General features: G+C 52.6%; 16 protein-coding genes. 8 read left to right on the forward strand and 8 right to left on the reverse strand.

Going from position 1 to position 18,462, the window contains the following annotated elements:
- Positions 1 to 73: 73 nt before the first annotated feature.
- Both BZG73_RS01665 and BZG73_RS01670 read left to right on the forward strand, forming a co-directional pair.
- The gene (locus tag BZG73_RS01665; protein WP_046074653.1) at positions 74 to 433 is read left to right on the forward strand and encodes a hypothetical protein; all 360 of its coding nucleotides are present in this window, start codon (positions 74 to 76) and stop codon (positions 431 to 433) included.
- Positions 434 to 497: 64 nt separating this feature from the next.
- Positions 498 to 971: a hypothetical protein gene (locus tag BZG73_RS01670; RefSeq protein WP_046074654.1), complete on the forward strand. Its 474-nt coding sequence runs from the start codon at positions 498 to 500 to the stop codon at positions 969 to 971.
- Positions 972 to 1,034: 63 nt separating this feature from the next.
- Here BZG73_RS01670 and BZG73_RS01675 read toward each other — a convergent pair whose 3' ends face one another.
- Both BZG73_RS01675 and greB read right to left on the reverse strand, forming a co-directional pair.
- A complete protein-coding gene (locus tag BZG73_RS01675; RefSeq protein WP_077667406.1) occupies positions 1,035 to 3,332 on the reverse strand; it encodes a Tex family protein in 2,298 nt (765 codons plus the stop codon).
- 90 nt (positions 3,333 to 3,422) lie between these two features.
- On the reverse strand, positions 3,423 to 3,917 hold the full coding sequence (greB, locus tag BZG73_RS01680; RefSeq protein ID WP_077667407.1) for a transcription elongation factor GreB: 495 nt from the start codon (positions 3,915 to 3,917) through the stop codon (positions 3,423 to 3,425).
- Between the two features lie 221 nt (positions 3,918 to 4,138).
- Between greB and ompR the strand changes: the two genes are divergently transcribed.
- From ompR to BZG73_RS01695, 3 genes are all read left to right on the forward strand, one after another.
- A complete protein-coding gene (gene ompR, locus BZG73_RS01685; RefSeq protein WP_046074657.1) occupies positions 4,139 to 4,855 on the forward strand; it encodes an osmolarity response regulator transcription factor OmpR in 717 nt (238 codons plus the stop codon).
- 2 nt (positions 4,856 to 4,857) lie between these two features.
- A complete protein-coding gene (gene envZ, locus BZG73_RS01690) occupies positions 4,858 to 6,183 on the forward strand; it encodes a two-component system sensor histidine kinase EnvZ (protein ID WP_077578188.1) in 1,326 nt (441 codons plus the stop codon).
- A gap of 99 nt (positions 6,184 to 6,282) precedes the next feature.
- Positions 6,283 to 6,678, forward strand: coding sequence for a GntR family transcriptional regulator (locus BZG73_RS01695; RefSeq protein ID WP_077667408.1), 396 nt, complete (start codon positions 6,283 to 6,285; stop codon positions 6,676 to 6,678).
- Here BZG73_RS01695 and recG read toward each other — a convergent pair.
- The 5 genes from recG to gmk all read right to left on the reverse strand — a co-directional run bounded on the left by recG (position 6,663) and on the right by gmk (position 12,702).
- Positions 6,663 to 8,741, reverse strand: a complete 2,079-nt coding sequence (gene recG / locus BZG73_RS01700) for an ATP-dependent DNA helicase RecG (RefSeq protein WP_077667409.1) — start codon at positions 8,739 to 8,741, stop codon at positions 6,663 to 6,665. The two genes, BZG73_RS01695 and recG, sit on opposite strands and share 16 nt — an antisense overlap.
- Before the next feature lie 39 nt (positions 8,742 to 8,780).
- The gene (gene trmH, locus BZG73_RS01705) at positions 8,781 to 9,482 is read right to left on the reverse strand and encodes a tRNA (guanosine(18)-2'-O)-methyltransferase TrmH (protein WP_077666395.1); all 702 of its coding nucleotides are present in this window, start codon (positions 9,480 to 9,482) and stop codon (positions 8,781 to 8,783) included.
- Between the two features lie 82 nt (positions 9,483 to 9,564).
- On the reverse strand, positions 9,565 to 11,664 hold the full coding sequence (spoT, locus tag BZG73_RS01710) for a bifunctional GTP diphosphokinase/guanosine-3',5'-bis pyrophosphate 3'-pyrophosphohydrolase (RefSeq protein ID WP_046074662.1): 2,100 nt from the start codon (positions 11,662 to 11,664) through the stop codon (positions 9,565 to 9,567).
- A gap of 27 nt (positions 11,665 to 11,691) precedes the next feature.
- On the reverse strand, positions 11,692 to 11,964 hold the full coding sequence (gene rpoZ / locus BZG73_RS01715; protein WP_046074663.1) for a DNA-directed RNA polymerase subunit omega: 273 nt from the start codon (positions 11,962 to 11,964) through the stop codon (positions 11,692 to 11,694).
- A 114-nt stretch (positions 11,965 to 12,078) separates the two neighbouring features.
- Positions 12,079 to 12,702, reverse strand: coding sequence for a guanylate kinase (gmk, locus tag BZG73_RS01720; protein WP_077666396.1), 624 nt, complete (start codon positions 12,700 to 12,702; stop codon positions 12,079 to 12,081).
- 379 nt (positions 12,703 to 13,081) lie between these two features.
- Between gmk and BZG73_RS01725 the strand changes: the two genes are divergently transcribed.
- Both BZG73_RS01725 and BZG73_RS01730 read left to right on the forward strand, forming a co-directional pair.
- On the forward strand, positions 13,082 to 13,999 hold the full coding sequence (locus BZG73_RS01725) for a phytanoyl-CoA dioxygenase family protein (RefSeq protein ID WP_077578191.1): 918 nt from the start codon (positions 13,082 to 13,084) through the stop codon (positions 13,997 to 13,999).
- A 131-nt stretch (positions 14,000 to 14,130) separates the two neighbouring features.
- A complete protein-coding gene (locus BZG73_RS01730) occupies positions 14,131 to 15,234 on the forward strand; it encodes a glycerophosphodiester phosphodiesterase (protein ID WP_235606003.1) in 1,104 nt (367 codons plus the stop codon).
- Between the two features lie 211 nt (positions 15,235 to 15,445).
- Here BZG73_RS01730 and BZG73_RS01735 read toward each other — a convergent pair whose 3' ends face one another.
- Positions 15,446 to 16,756, reverse strand: a complete 1,311-nt coding sequence (locus BZG73_RS01735) for an MATE family efflux transporter (protein ID WP_077667410.1) — start codon at positions 16,754 to 16,756, stop codon at positions 15,446 to 15,448.
- A 679-nt stretch (positions 16,757 to 17,435) separates the two neighbouring features.
- On the opposite strand from BZG73_RS01735, the gene BZG73_RS01740 reads away from it, so the two are divergent.
- Entirely contained in the window at positions 17,436 to 18,461 is a 1,026-nt protein-coding gene (locus BZG73_RS01740; protein WP_046074667.1) for an ABC transporter permease subunit, read from the forward strand.
- Position 18,462 lies beyond the last annotated feature (1 nt).

Raw genomic sequence — 18,462 nt, forward strand, 5'->3', positions numbered from 1 at the left:
ATTGACTAAATCCTGTCATGGTTCTGCCGATAAGTTAACTATGTCACTTGCTCTGACATTAGGAGAGACCATAATGAACGTAGGTAACGTTGGGCAGTCTCAGGCGTATCATCAACAAACGATGAAGCCAAAAGCGCCGACACAGCCGCAACAAAATGCGGACAACGCGGCCAAAGATACGAAAGAAGCGAAGCCTGTTGAAAAGCTTTCTGCTGCTGAGGCAGCAAAAGAAAGCAAAGATGTGAAAGCAGCGAAAAACGCTGAAGGTGTTAAAAAGCCAGAAGAGAAATCATCGGTTGAATCCTTTACCTATGGTGCGTTGGGCATGGACCACCCGGAAAAAGTGAAAGAAAACGATGATACGGCCTATAGTGCGGGACAATTTTTGTCTGCGTTGGGCACAATAGGCACCATACTCGCGGTTGTCGTCTAAACTATAAGGAGATGAGGCCGCACTGACAATTAGGCCTTCAGCTGATGTTGGGAGGTAGCATCAGATGAATATATCGCCAGCAAGCGTCAGTATCCCAACTGTCGCGCCATCGGTGAATCCGCCAACCGAGCAAGTTGCGCGGGACAATCGCATGCGCGAAAAAATCGTCCCCACCAAGCAAGCCCCAGAGCCAGAACACGGCAAAGCGGCCACCGATCAAGGCAAGCAGCTCGGCCGCTCATCTTGGGATCCGTCACAGCACCCTAACTATTCGCTCGACTACAGTCGCGAGTCTTTGTCTGACGCTGATTACGATGGGGCGAACATTGCCGGTCGTGTCGACGCCATGGCACGTACCGAGCCTGGAGAGCAAGCACGTAAAGACAACGGCTACCCGCTGGGGTTGAAAATGCCGGAAGAAGTGCTTGAAAAAGTGGAAGAGCTGAAAAGGTTCGAGCAAACGCGTGCAGTCGTCGCCATGCGTTATCAGCAAGCGACCGTGGCGAATATGCCCTCAGAAGTGCTGATCGTGATTTAAGCGCTTTCCGTTGAGCCGATTGACGTCAAAGCCCCGCGTATTATCGCGGGGCTTTTTGCTTGGCTAAGAGCGCTTGGCGCGGGCAAAGGCATCCGCCATGCTGCCCATTGTGGCGGGTTTTTCCTGGCGCTTTTTCGGACTTTTCTCACGCTGCTTAGGGGCGGCAACTGTGGTTTCGCTGGCGGCTGGGGTATCGTCAAGGCGCATCGATAACCCAATGCGTTTGCGCGGCGCATCCACCTCCATGACTTTCACTTTCACCACATCACCGGCTTTCACCACGTCGCGGGGATCGCTAATAAAGCGGTTTGATAGCGCGGAGATGTGCACGAGGCCATCTTGGTGGACGCCGATATCGACGAATGCGCCAAAGTGCGTGACGTTAGTGACCACGCCTTCGAGTTGCATACCTGGTTTTAAGTCACTGATCTGATTCACGCCCTCGGCAAAGGTGGCGGTTTTAAACTCAGGACGCGGATCGCGGCCCGGCTTGACCAGCTCGTTCAGTACGTCGGTGACCGTGATCTGTCCAAAGGTCTCGGTGGCATAATCGCTTGCGTTTAAGCTTTGTAGCATACCCGCATTGCCCACCAAGGCATCGATGGCTTTGCCAGTCTTTTGGGCGATTTGTTTAACTAAAGGGTAGGTTTCTGGGTGGACACCTGAGCGATCCAGCGGGTTAGCGCCATCCATCACCCGTAAAAAGCCAGCGCATTGCTCATAGGCCTTCGGGCCAAGGCGCGGCACTTTCAGCAGGGTTTTACGATCGCCAAATCGGCCATTTTCGTCGCGAAAGGCAACAATGTTTTGTGCCATGGTTTGGCTAAGGCCTGCCACCCGGGTGAGCAGTGGTGCGGACGCGATATTTAAATCAACCCCCACGGCGTTCACACAGTCTTCCACCACGGCATCGAGCTTTTTGGCAAGCTGACTTTGAGAGACATCGTGCTGATACTGACCGACGCCAATCGATTTAGGATCAATTTTAACCAGCTCGGCGAGGGGGTCTTGCAAGCGACGGACAATGGAAACCGCGCCACGTAGCGAGACATCGAGATCGGGAAATTCATTGGCTGCCAGCTCTGACGCCGAATAAACCGAGGCACCGGCTTCACTGACCATCACGGTTTGAATGCTTAAGTCGGCTTGCTTGAGCATGGTGGTGACAAAGTGTTCCGTTTCACGCGAGGCGGTGCCATTGCCGACGGCAATCAAGTTCACGCCATGGCGATCAATAAAACGGCGCAGGGTTTTGCTTGCCCCTTCAATATCGTGTTTAGGCGCGGTGGGATAAATCGTGGCGGTGTCGAGCAGTTTGCCCGTGCCATCCACCACCGCCACTTTACAGCCGGTACGTAGGCCTGGGTCTATCCCCATGGTGCAGCGAGGGCCAGCCGGTGCAGCCATCAATACATCTTTTAAGTTCGCCGCAAACACATCAATGGCATCATTTTCCGCGCGCTCTTTCAGATTGGCCATGAACTCTGTCTCGAGGTGCATCAAGATTTTTACCCGCCACGCAAAGGCAATCACCTGCTTGCGCCAACGGTCAGCCGGTGCGGTGCCTAAAGACAGCTGGTAATGCTGAGCAATCATGGTTTCGCATACGCTTTGCTTGCTGTCTGGTGCTTGGTCGGGATCGGCAACCAGCGCCAGCTGCAGTACGCCTTCATTGCGACCACGTAGCATCGCCAGCGCGCGGTGAGAGGGCACTTTGGCAATCGGCTCTTGGTGGGCAAAGTAGTCTTTGAACTTTGCCCCTTTCTCTTCCTGACCCGCAATCACAGTGGCGCGTAGCACCGCATATTGCTTAAGGTATTGGCGCAGCGCCTCAAGTAAGCTCGCATCCTCAGCGAGGCGTTCCATCATGATGGCGCGGGCCCCCTCGAGTGCCGCTTTGGTATCGGCGACGCCCTTTTCAGCATTGATGTATTGTTCGGCAAGCGTGTCAGGGTCGTGCGAGGCATCTTGCCATAAGGTGTCGGCCAAGGGGGCGAGGCCGGCTTCAATCGCGATCTGTCCTTTGGTTCGGCGCTTGGGTTTGTAAGGCAGATAGAGATCTTCTAGGCGGTTTTTACTCTCCGCGGCGAGAATATCGCGGCGCAGGCTCTCGGTGAGTTTGCCTTGTTCGTCAATCGATTTGAGGATGGTGTCGCGCCGGGCATCCAATTCGCGAAGATAGACCAATCGCGTTTCTAGGGTACGCAACTGCGAGTCATCCAGGCCCTGGGTCGCTTCTTTACGATAGCGAGCGATAAAAGGGACAGTGTTACCATCGTCAAGCAGCTCAACCGCTGTCTTAACTTGACCTGGTGCGACATTGAGTTCGTGCGCCAGGGTTTGCGTAATGGATGTGTGCATGTGTTTCCTTTTCTCTACAAGCACGGCAGGGGATACCCTGCCAAGGGATAGCATTTTTGACCGCGATGGAGGCGAAGGTTCCCTCCGTGATTACTTAGCGTCGGTGTCATTGGGCTTTGGGTAGGTAATGGTATTCACAAACCACTGCTTTTCACCTTCAGGGGTTGAGACCACCACTTCGTCATCAACGGCTTTTTTTAATAGCGCCCGCGCCATAGGGGCATCGATAGAAATGTAATCTTTGCGTTCATAAATCTCATCAGGGCCAACGATTCGAAATTGCTTGGTGTCGCCGGCCTCGTTTTCTATTTCCACCCAGGCGCCAAAAAAGACCCGCCCTTCTTGTTCTGGCGCGTAATCAACAATGGTTAAGTCATTGAGGCGCTTGCGCAGATAACGGACGCGACGGTCAATTTGACGTAACAGCCGCTTATTGTAGGTGTAGTCAGCGTTTTCTGAGCGATCACCTAAACTGGCGGCCCAGCTGACAATTTTGGTCACTTCTGGGCGTCGTTCGTGCCACAGGTAATCGTGCTCGGCTTTGAGCGCGTTAAACCCCTCTCGGGTCACCAATTTGGTTTTCACGTTACCTCTCCTTTCGCTAGCCATTCGGCGTCGCGCGATATAACCTTGTTCAGGAAACTACAAGAAGCGGACAAGCTTGTCGAGGCAACACTCGGTAACAATTTACTCCGCATGTGGTGACAGACAAACACGCGGTCTGACATTCAATTGTGGCAAAATTCAGTATGATATAAGTGACGGTCAATCCATGGCCGGGCAACGATCAGCATTGAGGGCTTAGCATGCAAGAGAACTATAAAATTCTAGTGGTGGATGATGATATGCGTCTGCGCTCGCTACTGGAACGCTACCTGACCGAGCAAGGTTTTCAGGTACGCAGTGTGGCCAATGCCGAGCAAATGGATCGCTTACTCGCGCGTGAAGCCTTTCACCTGATGGTACTGGATCTGATGTTGCCAGGTGAAGATGGCCTGTCTGTGTGTCGCCGTTTGCGTCAAGCGAATAACCAGTTGCCGATTTTGATGCTGACCGCCAAGGGCGATGAGATTGACCGCATTGTTGGCTTAGAGGTGGGTGCCGATGATTACTTGCCCAAGCCTTTTAACCCGCGTGAACTATTGGCGCGGGTACGGGCGGTATTGCGCCGGCAGACCATTGAAGCGCCAGGCGCGCCGAGTGCAGACTCAACCACGGTGACCTTTGGCGAGTTTCGCCTCAACTTGGGCACGCGAGAAATGTTTCGCAATGATGAGCCCATGACGCTTACATCTGGCGAGTTCGCGGTGCTTAAAGCCTTGGTGACCAATGCGCGAGAGCCTTTGTCACGTGATAAGCTGATGAACATGGCGCGTGGCCGTGAGTATTCGGCTATGGAGCGCTCGATTGATGTGCAAATTTCGCGGTTGCGCCGCATGATAGAGGAAGACCCGAGCAAACCGCGTTACATTCAAACCGTATGGGGGCTCGGCTACGTGTTCGTTCCGGATGGAGAGGTGTAGCGATGCGGATGTCACCGCGGACTAACTTTGCGCGTACCTTGTTTATCTTGGCTGGCTTATTAATTGCCAGCCAAGTTTTTTCTTATCTGACCATCGTCAATTATGCCTTACTGCCCAGCTTGCAGCAGTTCAACAAAATCTTGGCGTTCGAAGTACGCCTGATGCTGGAGGAAGACTGGTATCTTAAGGATGGTGAAGTCCTTCACCTTGGTGAACCTGTGCGGCGGCAGCTATTGGAGCAGATTGGTGTCACCTTGCATGCGCCCAACAGTGACCAAGCGGCGGCGTTTAAAGACGCGATGGAGATTGATTACTTAAGCGAGCACATCAGCAAAGAGCTGGGCACGCAAACCGAAGTACGCTTGGTCAGTGGCGAAGACAGTTATGTGCTATGGCTGAAGTTTGACCAGATTGACGACTTTTTAATGCGGATCCCGCTATCGGAACTGCATCAAGACGACTTCGCGCCTTTGTTTCAATACAGCTTGGTGATTGCCCTGTTGGTGATTGCGGGCGGGTGGCTATTTATCAAGATGCAAAACCGTCCACTCGTGGCTCTTGAGCGGGCGGCGTTAGATGTGGCGGATGGCCGTTTTCCCGATCCTGTCCCCCCGCGAGGGGCGTCGGAAATTCAGGCGGTGACGGTGGCGTTTAATAAGATGTCGGCCGGCATACGCAAACTCGAAGAAGACCGCGCTTTGCTGATGGCCGGGGTGAGCCATGATTTGCGCACGCCACTGACGCGCATTCGCCTTGCGACTGAAATGATGTCATCAGATGATGCCTACTTGGCCGATAGCATTACCGAAGATACCGAAGAGTGTAATGAAATCATCAACCAATTTATGGACTACTTGCGCGCGGTGCAGCAACAAGATCCTGATCCGGTTGATTTAGCCAGTATTTGCCGAGATGTGGCGAGTAATCAGCAGCAAGTCGGTGTCGATATTGAACTCGATTTAGGGGCGTTGCACGGAGAGTTATTTGCCAACTCGGTGGCCTTAAAGCGTGCGGTGACCAACCTGGTGGTCAATGCGGTGCGTTATGGACACGGTTGGGTCCGTCTCGGCTGTGGCAGCAATGCCGATCACACCTATCAGTGGGTGGAAGTGGAAGACAATGGCCCGGGGATCGATGCCAACTTAGAAAACTCGCTATTTCAACCCTTTACACGCGGCGACACCGCACGCGGTAGTGAAGGGACAGGCTTAGGGCTGGCTATCGTCAAACGCATTGTGGAACAGCTCCATGGTGATATTCGTCTTTCTTCACGTACTGAAGGCGGGCTGAGAATTCAAATGACGTTTCCCGTGGGCAATAAAAAATAACCCCTCGTGTGCGTGTGACCACGTTTTTAGCGGCGGAAGTCGCGGAATGCGGGCGTTAGGCCATACTGTCATAGAGATTCAATACACTGGGAAAAGGCTATGCGTTTATCGCTAGACAGTCAGGATCCGACGCCTAAATTTCAGCAGCTGATTGATCAAATTCAACGGCAAATTGCCAGCGGCACCCTCTACCCCGGCGCGCGCCTTCCCTCGGTGCGGCAACTGGCCAAAACATTGGCGATGAACCCAATGACGGTGTCGCGCAGCTATCAACAGTTGGCCGACGAGGGCTGGCTGGAGCGCTTGCCCGGTGTGGGCATGCAGGTGAGTGAAACCATGCGCCCGGCTGAGCCCGAGCAGCGTTTGCAATATGTTGAAGCAACGCTGGCGCAATTTATTCATGCGACCAGCGAAGCAGGCTACAGTAAGTCAGAAGCCATGGCGCTGATCATGACCCATTGGGAGCGTTATAGCGGTGATCAGGCGTTGGAGTAATGGGTTTTATGCCCCAGCCAGCGGAGAATAATCGCATCCGCATGTTGTGGGTAATGTTGATGGATATGGGTCGCCAGTTTTTGTACTTCAGGGATCAGCGCTTGGTCTCTCACCAAGTCGGCGATTTTAAATTCGGCCAAGCCCGTTTGCCGAGTCCCCAATAGTTCACCCGGCCCGCGGATTTCGAGATCGCGCTGGGCGATAACAAAGCCATCATTACTGTCGCGCAGTACCCCAAGCCGCTGACTCGCGGTTTTAGATAAGGGTGCATGGTACAGCAGCACACAATGACTGGCGACTGCGCCTCGGCCGACACGGCCACGTAACTGGTGCAACTGTGCGAGCCCCAGCCGTTCTGGGTTTTCAATGATCATTAAACTGGCATTGGGCACATCGACTCCCACTTCAATCACAGTGGTCGCTACCAATAACTGCAGTTCGCCTTGCTTAAAAGCGTCCATCACCGCTTGCTTGTCCGTCGCTTTCATTCGCCCGTGAACCAAACCAATTTCCAGGTTGGGTAGGGCGTCTTTGAGTGCGGTGGCCGTGTCTTCGGCGGCTTGCGCTTCTAAGGCGTCGGACTCTTCAATCAAGGTGCATACCCAATACGCTTGTCGACCGGCGGCACAGGCGGCACTGACGCGGGCGATGATATCGTCACGGCGGGTGTCGGGGACGGCAACGGTTTGAATGGGGGTACGACCTGGGGGTAACTCATCAATCACTGAGGTTTCTAAATCGGCATAGGCGGTCATCGCCAAGGTACGAGGAATGGGGGTCGCGGTCATGATCAACTGGTGTGGATGCGCACCTTGTTGCTCGCCTTTTTCACGCAGCGCAAGACGCTGATGAACGCCAAAGCGGTGTTGCTCATCAATAATCACCAGTGCTAAGCGGTGGAACCGGACACTGGCTTGAAATAACGCATGAGTACCGACCACCATTTGTGTTTTGCCATCTGCAACTTGTGCCAGGGTGTCTTCGCGTGCTTTTCCTTTTAACTTGCCAGCCAGCCAACCAACCTGAATTCCCAATGGCTCAAGCCACTGGGCAAAGTTGGTGGCGTGTTGCTCGGCCAAGAGCTCGGTCGGTGCCATCAATGCCACTTGATGGCCTTGCTCAATCGCTTGCAAGGCGGCGAGGACGGCCACCAAGGTCTTACCCGCGCCGACATCCCCTTGCACGAGGCGCATCATTGGAAATGGTTTGGCTAAATCGGTACTGATCTCGCTCACCACTCGGGTTTGTGCGCCGGTGGGAGTGAAAGGCAGGTTATCTAAAAGACGCTGTCCCAGTGACTGACTGGGCGCGAGTGCAAACCCTTTCACTTGCTGTGCCTGGTGGCGCACAGACAGCATCGACAGGTGCTGGGCAAGGAGCTCTTCAATGATTAAGCGCCGCTGAGCGGGATGTTGACCGGTTAATAGATCCTCTAGCGCGGTATCTGGCGGTGGGCGATGTAATAGGTGCAACGCCTCGCGCAATGAGAGTTGTCGATCGTACAAGCCTTCGGGCAGCAGCTCGTCGACGCCACTTTTATCCAGCAACGCCAGCGTTTGATCGGTCAGGCTGCGCAGGGTCGCTTGGCGCAGCCCCTCCGTGGTGGGATACACGGGGGTCAGGGTTTCTTCCATCACCAATTCGGTGGGCTCAGAAAACACCTGATACTCGGGGTGAATGATCTCCAGCCCGTGCTTTCCGCGTTTGAGTTCGCCGTAGGCTTTCACTTGCTTGCCGACCGCTAAACTGTTTTTCATCGCGGCATTAAAATTGAAAAACCGTAGTGTTAACGCGCCGCTGCCATCTTGCACCCGGACGGTGAGCATCCGGCGGCGACCAAATACGGTATCGTTGTGGGTGATCTCACCTTCGATAGTCGCATGTTGGCCAGGTAAGAGGCTAGCGACCGGCCAGACACGGGTACGATCTTCATAGCGATAAGGCAGGTGAAACAACACGTCCTGCACTGTATGCAGGCCAACTTTTGCCAGTTTTTCTGCCATCTTATTGCCAACACCGCTTAAGGTATCGACAGTAACGGCACTCAGCATGGAAGATCGCATCCGTTTCTCTATTTGGTTAGCGCTGGCTATTGTACATGACTACCGTGCGTGTTTAGCCGCTTGCATCTGTGCCCACCACGCCTCGTCCGCCACGATTTGACCATGTTCATCTAAAGGCGGATAAGGCAAACCTTTTTGTTTTGCCACCCGGGCAAGTACCGGATGGCCGCGCTCGAACAAAATGTGGTGGACTTCGTGTTCGGGTAAGCGGGTTTTATCCTGTTGATACATGCCAGCCGCTTGGCGCTGGCGCTGTGCTTCGTACAAAATCAAGGCACTGGCCACTGACACATTAAGTGACTGTACCATACCCACCATAGGAATGAGGATGTCTTGGTCTGCTTTATCCAGTGCTTCGCGACTGATGCCTTGTTTTTCTTGCCCCAGCACGATGGCAGTCGGACGGGTGTAGTCAATCTCGCGAAAATCGACCGCGGTATCCGATAAGTTGGTGACTAACACCTGCATCCCTTGGGCTTGCATGGTATCAAACGCTTCTTCCGTGGTGTTGTGAGTCACCACATCTATCCAGTTGCGTGAACCGGCCGATGTGCCCCCGAGGGTGCGCATCTTGGTGCCTTCTGGCCACACGGCATGCATGCGATGAATCCCCACAGCGTCGGCGGTGCGAATGATAGCGGAAATATTATTGGGTTTATGAACTTGCTCCATGCAGACAGTGAGATCAGGCTGGCGTTGGGCCAAGACCTGATGAATGCGTTCAAAGCGTTCAGGGGTCATGATTCAATTCCGTAAATGGCAGACGAAAAACAAATGCGCCCGCCAAAAAGGACGGGCGACGGGCAATAGTGTATTGAGGCGATCAGTTTTTCTGGCGGCTAACCTTCACCACGTTAGGCATCACCCGCAGGCGGCGCATGATATTGGCTAGGTGCACTCTGTCTTTGGTCGTTAGGCGAACAAAGATAGTGTACAAGCGGCCATCGCGCTCTTCGGTGGTTAGCCCTTGGATATTGGAGCCGGTTGATGCAATGGTATTGGTTAAATCTGCCAGCGCCCCTTGATGGTTTTGCATATCCACACGCACCCGTGTGCTGAACTCTTGTTCAAAATCGTCCGCCCACTCGACCGGCATATATTTATCCGGCTCTTGGCGGTGGCCGCGGATGTTAGCACAGGTTTCACGGTGGATAACCAAGCCTTTACCTGGGCTGACATGGGCAATGATCGGGTCACCTGGGATTGGGCGACAGCAATTGGCATAGGTGACCAAGATACCATCGGCACCACGGATAGGCATTTTGCCCTCGGTGGGGGCCGCCGGGTCTTGATCTAGCAAGCGACGTGCGATCACTACGCTCATGAGTTCGCCAAGGCCAATCGACGCCAGTAAGTCGTCGCTGGTTTTCAGCTTTAAGTCACTCAGTACTGCCTCAACCCGCTCAGGGTTGATATCCGGCAGGTTTTGCTCTCCAAGCGCATGATTGAGCAGACGACGCCCTAAGGTCACCGACTCTTCACGGCGCATGGTTTTCAGCACTTGACGAATTTTCGTCCGGGCCCGCGCGGTCACTACATAGTTAAGCCAAGCCGCGTTGGGGCGCGCGCCGGGTGCGGTGATAATCTCTACTGTTTGACCATTTTTGAGCGGTTGACTTAGCGGGTAAGGTTGACGATTAACCCGCGCCCCGACACAGGTATTGCCCACATCGGTATGGACGGCATAGGCAAAGTCGACCGCGGTGGCATCGACAGGGAGCTCGACAATCCGCCCTTTGGGGGTAAAGACGTACAGCTCATCGGGGAAGAGATCCGATTTGACGCTCTCAATAAATTCAAACGAGCTACCGGCACTTTGTTGGAGCTCAATAATGTTTTGCATCCAGCGCTGCGCCCGTTTCTGTGCGGTGGTGCCAGAGGGCCTGTCGGCACCGCTTTTATACGCCCAGTGTGCCGCGACCCCTTTGTCGGCCATTTGATCCATGTCTTCGGTACGAATTTGTACTTCCACCGGGACACCATGTGGGCCAATCATAGAGGTGTGCAGTGATTGATACCCGTTGGCTTTAGGCACCGCGATATAGTCTTTGAGCCGGCCCGGGCGTGGCTTATACAAGTTATGCATTTGCCCTAGCACGCGATAGCAGGTATCAAGATCACCCACAATCACTCGAAACGCGTATAAATCCATGATGGTATGGAAACGCTGCTCTTTATTCTTCATCTTGTTATAGATGGAGTAGAGATTTTTCTCTCGGCCCAGCACACGGGCGTTAATCCCGGCATCTTCCAAACGACCTTCAATTTCCGCATGGATTTTTTGGATCATCTCTTTGCGATTGCCCCGCGCTTGCGCGATCACCTTTTTAAGGACGCGGTAGCGATTGGGGTACAAGGCCTCAAAGCCGAGCTCTTCAAGCTCCACCTTTATATTATGGATACCCAAGCGGTGGGCGAGAGGGGCGAAGATTTCTAGCGTTTCACGGGCAATACGGCGTTTTTTGTCTGGGCGGAGGGCGCCCAAGGTACGCATATTGTGGGTGCGGTCACTCAATTTTATCAGGATCACGCGAATGTCATGGGCCATCGCCATGACCATTTTGCGAAAGTTCTCGGCTTGGGCTTCTTTACGGTCGCGAAATTTAAGCTTATCAAGCTTAGAGACGCCGTCGACCAAGTCAGCCACCACATCACCAAAGCGTTGCTGCAGATCGTCTTTGGTCACCTCAGTGTCCTCAATGACATCATGCAGCAATGCCGCCATCAGGGTTTCACAGTCCAAGCGCATTTCCGCCAAGATCCGTGCCACCGCGATGGGGTGAATGATATAAGGTTCGCCGGTTGAGCGAGTTTGCCCGTCGTGGGCATCCCTGGCTACTAGGTAGGCTTGCCGAAGCGCTTCAAGCTGTGACTCCGGCAAATACTGGCTAGCAACTTCTTTCAGGCTATCAAATAGATACAAACGGCCTGTCCCTGATAAATGCAGCGTTTAACGTTGACCCGAAATGGTGCTTACCGCGGCCATTTCAGCGGCTTCTTGCTCTTGCTTTTCCTGACGCTCACGCGCGTCGAGGACTTCTTTGTTGATCAGTCCTTCTTCAACTTCACGCAAAGAGATCACTGTGTACTTGTCGTTTTCTTCTGCGACGAGGGCATCTTTGCCACCCGTTTGCATTTGACGGGCGCGGCGAGCCGCAACCAGAACGAGATCGAAGCGGTTACCAATTTTTTCAACGGCGTCTTGAACAGTTACGCGTGCCATGAAGGACTCCAGCTATGTCATCAATAGGTCATTCAAAATGACCGAAAAGTATACAAAAGGCCGCGACCTATTGCCAGCGTTGGCTGGGGCAATGGCCACGTCTCAATGTGGTGGTTAGTCAGCCAACAGTTCGTCGATCATTGCATGATACTTGCTGGCTTGTTTGGCTTGTGCCATCCGCTCGGCACGGATGATGGCCTTAATATCCATCAATGCGACATCAAAGTCATCATTAATAATCAGGTAATCATAATCAGCATAGTGAGAGATCTCGGAGCGTGCTTCCTGCATGCGTTGCGCAATCACTTCCTCACTGTCTTGGCCACGTGTCGTGAGGCGTCTTTCTAACTCTTCACGGCTTGGTGGCAAAATGAAAATACTCTTGCTGTTCGGCATTTGCTGACGAATTTGCTCAGCGCCTTGCCAATCGATATCGAGAAAAATATCGACACCATTATTAAGCATTTTTTCAATCCATACGCGCGAGGTGCCGTAATAATTGCCAAACACTTGCGCGTACTCTAAGAACGCTTCCTGTGCAATCAGTGACTGAAATTCTTCCACCGAGACGAAATGATAGTGTACGCCATTTTCTTCACCCGGACGCATGGCGCGCGTTGTGTGAGAGACTGACACTTTCATGTCATAGCGAGGATTATCATTCAGCAACGCTGAAATCAGACTGGATTTACCCGCACCACTTGGGGCGGAAACAATGTAAAGCGTACCTTGGCTCATGGATTGATCACTTTCACTGGCTGATGCCCATCCGCAGTATAGCGTACACGTACAGGCGTCGATCGACGAATAGATAGTTGTTCCCCGTGGGAGGCGCGCAGGGTAGCACGAACCAATGAGGATTTGAACGGGATCGGTGTGAAAGCGAACCGCTGGATCGCTCACGAGGCATAATGACGTTGTGGTGACAAAGGTTCACTGTTCGATGCTGAGCTGATAGGGTAGCTCGCAGTTATCCGAGAAGATGCATCGCACGCGTCTGGGGGTTGATTTTAGATTGGCCGCCCACACCTGTGTTGTGTTCAATTCACGCCCTTTAGGGCCTTAAACAGCGAGAAGATATCACCAAAAAACGAACGACATGAAGGAGGTGTCAATAATGGAAGGTACTCCCGATTTGTATCCCTCACGCGTCAATGGACAAGAAACGCTTTCCCCACGTCTAGACCCTGTTGTGTACGGCAGTGTGCAGCCAGAGGTACCGCATAGCTTAAGCTCGCACGAGCTGGATACGTTCGAGCGCCAAGGCTTTCTGGTGATGGATAATTACATGCCGGAAATGGTGGCACCGCTTAAACGTGAAATAACCCGTTTACGCGATGATATGGCCGGCTATGAAGAGCTATACACCGAGCCGGATAGTGACGAGCTGCGCACCATTTTCAAACCTTTTGCCTACAGTGATTTGATTGATCGCTTCTCACGCGATCCGCGCATTCTCAATAAAGTGCGGCAAATTTTGGGCTCGGACGCATATTTGATGCAATCGCGCGTCAATATTAAGCCTGCGTTTAAAGGCAAGTCGTTTCCTTGGCATTCTGACTTCGAGACTTGGCACGTTGAGGATGGAATGCCACGGATGCGAGCCGTGACCGTATGGTTAATGCTAACTGACAACACCGAGCACAATGGGCCTTTGTATGTGATCCCCGGCTCACACCATCACTATGCGTCTTGTGAAGGCAACACCGGCGAAAAAAACTATCAGCAATCGCTGAAAAAACAAATGCTGGGTGTGCCCAAGCCAGAGACCATGGAGGCATTGTTAGAAGACAATGGCATTGCCTCGGTAACGGGACAAGCCGGTACCTTGGTGTTCCATGATTGTAACTTGATGCATGGTTCACCCGATAATATCGCCAACGACCCACGCTCAATTTTAATGTTTGTCTATAACAGTGTGGAGAATAAACCGGTGACGCCCTTTAGTGGGTTGTCACCGCGCCCCCACTATTTATCCAATCCCGACCAACGCCCCCTGCAGGCGGTTGAGTCACTCTGGCCGCTAGCTTCCTAGCCCGACTAACGCCCACGTAGTTGTGGGCGTTTTTATTTTTTCTCTTTAAATCAGGGTTTTGCTATGCTGTCTCGATAATTGAACAAGCGTTTAATTATCTCGCCAATTTCAACGACATTAAGGAGTTTCCGTTGAACACATCATTAAAAGCGACCTTGAGCGTGACGGCCACTGCCCTGAGTGTGGCCAGTGCCTTATCTTATCCTTCTTTTGCCCAAGCCAGTGACAGTGCGCTCAGCGAACAACTTGGGATTGCCGATCACGCTGTGATTGCCCACCGTGGTGATTCTTACAATGCACCAGAATCAACCTTGCCGGCCTACCAACTTGCGTGTGAAGTGGGGGCCGATTATCTCGAGCTTGATCTGCAACGCACTCAAGACGGCAAACTGATTGCGGTGCATGACGACAACCTTAAGCGCAACACTAATATTGAGACAGTTTATCCTGAGCGTGCCGACGACCCGGTCAATACCTTTACTTGGGCAGAGCTGGAAAAGCTGGATGCGGGCAGCTGGTTTAATCAGTCATACCCAGAGCGTGCGCGTGAGAGCTTCCGCGGCTTGAAGCTAGTGACGCTGGATCAGGTACGTGAAATCGCTGAAGACTGTGCCCATCAGCCAGGACTTTATATCGAAACCAAGGTGCCGGAGTTCTTCCCAGGGATTGAGCAGGATTTGAAGCAAGACTTGACCGAGCATGGTTGGTTAGATGACGACGCCAAAGGCAAAGTGATCCTGCAGACTTTTAATAAATCGAGCCTTGAAGCATTGCAAGATGTGATGCCAAACGTGCCAAAAATCTTGCTGCTATGGGCAGGCGATGGCTACATTCCGACCAAAGACAGCGCGCCGAAAGCGGATGATGAGTCCTACGCTCAGTACTATGCGCGCCAAGAAGTGGCCTCGAAAGCCGACTACGCAGAGTGGTTGGATTATGCCAAGGAGCACGGTGCCATCGGTGTAGGCCCGTCGGGCACGCAAGCCAACTTCGATGATGCCTGGTCAAGCCAATTTAGCTATATGGACCTGGCGAAGACCTGGATGGTGGACATGAGCCATGAAAAAGGCTTATTGATGCACATGTACACCTTGGACGATCGCGAAGATTTGATTCGTTACCGTGAGCGTGGCGTGGATGGCTTCTTTACCAACCGTCCTAACGTGGCGGTTAAAGCCTTAACCGACAGTGACGGTAAAGACATTGAAGCGACCTTAACGCAACTGGGTTATTAACCCCGCGCGTTAACCGTTTTTATCCTTTGAGCCCGCCTTATATTTGGTGGGCTTTTTAGTTGGGGGCGAACGCTGGAGGGTTTGATGATCGGCTTAGTTCGCTAAGCAGACCCTCCGCGCCATGGATGGCGCGGCGGAGCCTCCAGGGAAGGATTGACGGCGTGTCTGTGTGCGAACTGAGCCGATGCCCCAAGGTTGACGTTTTGGCTCTCTATTCGCTCGCCATCAGTTTGGCTAGCGTACGTCGGTACATGGCATAAGCCACGGCGCCTGCGAGTAGGTTACCGATTAAGGCACCGGCAAACAGGCCAAACAGCTCGCCAATTTGTGCGCCTAGCCAGAGGCAGGGCAGGAAAAACGCAAATAGGCGGAGCGCAGAAATGGTTAGGGCGGTGTATGAGCGACCTAATGCATTGGTAATCGACACCATCAACATACACACCCCCAGAGCGCCAAGACTAAATGGCACTAGCGTGAGGTGGGTGTACAAGATATCGGTGACTTGTTGATCGCTGGTCATCAAGTCCGCCAAGGGGGCGGCGGCAAGCCAGGTGACCAGTGCTATCAGCAATTGAAAGCCGAGAATAAACTGACAGGCTAACTTGACCAGATGCCGCACTTCGGTCAAATCGCCTTTACCCAGCAAACGACCCACCATGGGGGGCATTGACATGGTCAGCGCCAGCACCGAGACAATGGCGAAAAACTCAAAGCGTGAACCCAGCGCCCAGGCAGCCACTGCCGCTGAACCAAAGCTGGCGAGCAGCTTGGTCGCCAGCATAGATGACACCGGCGGCAGCAGTTGGCTTATCATCGCCGGCCCCATAATATGCCCAATCGAACCCACACTGTGTTTGATGTCTAAGTCTTGCCAGTCAAACGAAACCCAACCTTTACCAAACACGCGGGGCGCGACAATGGCGATGCCTGAGCCAAACGCAATTAAGGTGGCGACGGCCGCGCCATTAATGCCCCAATCGAGCCAAAAGATAAACACCGGATCGAGCGCGAGGTTTAATAAGCTGGTCACCACCATCATGGAGCCGGGCAACATGGTGTTTCCGTTGGCGCGTGCTAGGCTATAAAAGAAGTAGAGTACCGCGCCTGTCCAGGCACTGACTAACCAAATTTGCCAATAGCTATCAATTACCGGAAACACATTATCCGGTGCATCCAGCAGCTGCAAGATGGGGTGGCGTAATGCATAGAGTAAACCGGCGAACAAGGCGACCCCTGTGGTGCCGATAAATAAAATTAAACCGCCGAGTTGTTTGGCGTAACGGCACTGATCGGCACCGAGCGCGCGCGAGATCACCGCCGTGGTCGCAATCCCGAGTCCGACTTGAATGCCGATAATGATCATCTGAATCGGCAAGGTGAAGCCTTGCGCGGCGAGGGGAAACACGCCCAGCTGACCAATGAAAGCACTGTCAACGAGCTGAAAACTCATCAGTGACAGTACGCCAAACAGCATGGGTAGGGTGGTCGAGAACAAGCGCTTTGCGCGAGAAGCAGACTCCATCAGGCACTCTTTGCTTAATTGGATGAAAAAAAGCCGAGCAGGAAGAGGCTCGGCATCACTCAACCAATTGTAGAGGATTGCTAAAAATTACCAACCCCTAATAAATACGGTTATTCAGTGTCAGAGAGCCAGACCCTAGCGATGCGATGGACGTTCAGGGGGCGACTGCACACAATCATTGGGGTTAGTGATTCATACTGGTAGCTCTGGTTTATAGTGAAACAAGTCACTATCACTGTTGCACTGATCCTGATGAATGAATATGAGATTGAGGATGGAGCGGGAGGATGGTTGTCTGTTTATCAAGGCAGGCACTGTGGTGGGTTTTCGGTGCGTGCAATCACGAGAAGATACAAGGTTTCGATGAAATGTCATTTTTATTGCATTTTAAACCAAACCTTTTTAACTATTGATTGAAATATTTATTGCTTTTAGCGATAAGCAAGCTAGCACAACACAGTAATTAGTGCCGGAATAACGTCATTGTTTTGTCGCAAAAAAATGACTTTTGACAGCGTGTTATCGTTGATCGTGACCAAAATTCAAGATAAATATAGACCACTTTATATAAGTGTGTAATACGTATTGTTGCTTTCAGTGCTTAGGATGGCCAAGAGAATGCAACGGCAGGCGCAGTGCTCTGCAAAAATATCAGACAGTGGACAGGGAGTAGTGGACTATGCTGTCGTACTTTTTACGCCGGTTACTGTTGGTGATCCCGACGTTTCTCGGCATTACCATTTTGATTTTCGGTATTACCCGCCTAGTACCAGGTGGACCGGTCGAACGGATGATGACGCAAATGCAGGCTCAAGCCGATGGTGGCTCGAGCTTGCAGCGTGCTGGCGATAGCTCAGCGTTATCAGACGATCAGATTGCCGAACTCAAGGCATTTTACGGCCTCGATAAACCCGTGCTAGAAGCCTATGTTGATTGGCTGGGCAAACTGGCCAACTTGGACTTGGGCGAGTCGACCCGCTACTACGAGCCGGTCACCGACATGATTGCCGAGCGTCTGCCCGTCTCTTTGTTTTATGGCGGGATGACCTTCTTCATCAGTTATTTCATTTCTCTTCCGCTTGGTTATTACAAAGCCCTCAAACACGGCTCGGTGTTTGATTCGTCCTCCTCTGTGCTGATCTTTATTGGTTTTGCCTTACCCGGCTATGTGGTGGGGGTATTGCTGATCACCTTATTTAGCTATCACCTCGAATGGTTTCCGATGGGGGGCTTTGTGGGGGACGCTTACTACGATGCCACCAGTTTTTGGGAGCGCGCCAAAGATGTGATGTGGCATGCGGTGCTGCCGCTGATTTGTTATCTGATTGGTGACTTTGCCACTCTGACCATGACGATGAAAAACAACCTGATGGAAAACTTGTCGGCGGACTATATCCGTACTGCTATCGCCAAAGGGTTACCGTTCCGCTCGGCAGTACGCAAACACGCGCTGCGCAACAGCTTAATTCCGATAGCCAGCCATTTTGGCAACTCCTTATTGTTCTTTATGACTGGTGCGTTTTTGATTGAAGTGATTTTCAACATCAACGGCATTGGCTTACTTGGCTATGAGTCGATTATGGAGCGCGATTATCCGGTGGTAATGGGCATTGTCGCCATCAATGCGCTTTTACTGCTGGCCGGCAACATTATCTCTGATATCTGTGTTGCCTTGGTTGACCCTCGCGTGAAGTTTGGATCTTGAT

The organism is Salinivibrio siamensis (genome assembly GCF_001996005.1).
GTDB lineage: Bacteria > Pseudomonadota > Gammaproteobacteria > Enterobacterales > Vibrionaceae > Salinivibrio > Salinivibrio siamensis.

Excerpts from the sequence above, each read along its gene's own strand:
- BZG73_RS01665 (WP_046074653.1), top strand. The coding sequence starts at position 74 with ATGAACGTAGGTAACGTTGGGCAGTCTCAGGCGTATCATCAACAAACG.
- envZ (WP_077578188.1), top strand. The coding sequence starts at position 4,858 with ATGCGGATGTCACCGCGGACTAACTTTGCGCGTACCTTGTTTATCTTG.
- trmH (WP_077666395.1), bottom strand. The coding sequence starts at position 9,482 with ATGACCCCTGAACGCTTTGAACGCATTCATCAGGTCTTGGCCCAACGC.
- BZG73_RS01675 (WP_077667406.1), bottom strand. The coding sequence starts at position 3,332 with ATGCACACATCCATTACGCAAACCCTGGCGCACGAACTCAATGTCGCA.
- BZG73_RS01670 (WP_046074654.1), top strand. The coding sequence starts at position 498 with ATGAATATATCGCCAGCAAGCGTCAGTATCCCAACTGTCGCGCCATCG.
- recG (WP_077667409.1), bottom strand. The coding sequence starts at position 8,741 with ATGCGATCTTCCATGCTGAGTGCCGTTACTGTCGATACCTTAAGCGGT.
- BZG73_RS01695 (WP_077667408.1), top strand. The coding sequence starts at position 6,283 with ATGCGTTTATCGCTAGACAGTCAGGATCCGACGCCTAAATTTCAGCAG.
- gmk (WP_077666396.1), bottom strand. The coding sequence starts at position 12,702 with ATGAGCCAAGGTACGCTTTACATTGTTTCCGCCCCAAGTGGTGCGGGT.
- BZG73_RS01735 (WP_077667410.1), bottom strand. The coding sequence starts at position 16,756 with ATGGAGTCTGCTTCTCGCGCAAAGCGCTTGTTCTCGACCACCCTACCC.
- BZG73_RS01725 (WP_077578191.1), top strand. The coding sequence starts at position 13,082 with ATGGAAGGTACTCCCGATTTGTATCCCTCACGCGTCAATGGACAAGAA.
- ompR (WP_046074657.1), top strand. The coding sequence starts at position 4,139 with ATGCAAGAGAACTATAAAATTCTAGTGGTGGATGATGATATGCGTCTG.
- BZG73_RS01740 (WP_046074667.1), top strand. The coding sequence starts at position 17,436 with ATGCTGTCGTACTTTTTACGCCGGTTACTGTTGGTGATCCCGACGTTT.
- rpoZ (WP_046074663.1), bottom strand. The coding sequence starts at position 11,964 with ATGGCACGCGTAACTGTTCAAGACGCCGTTGAAAAAATTGGTAACCGC.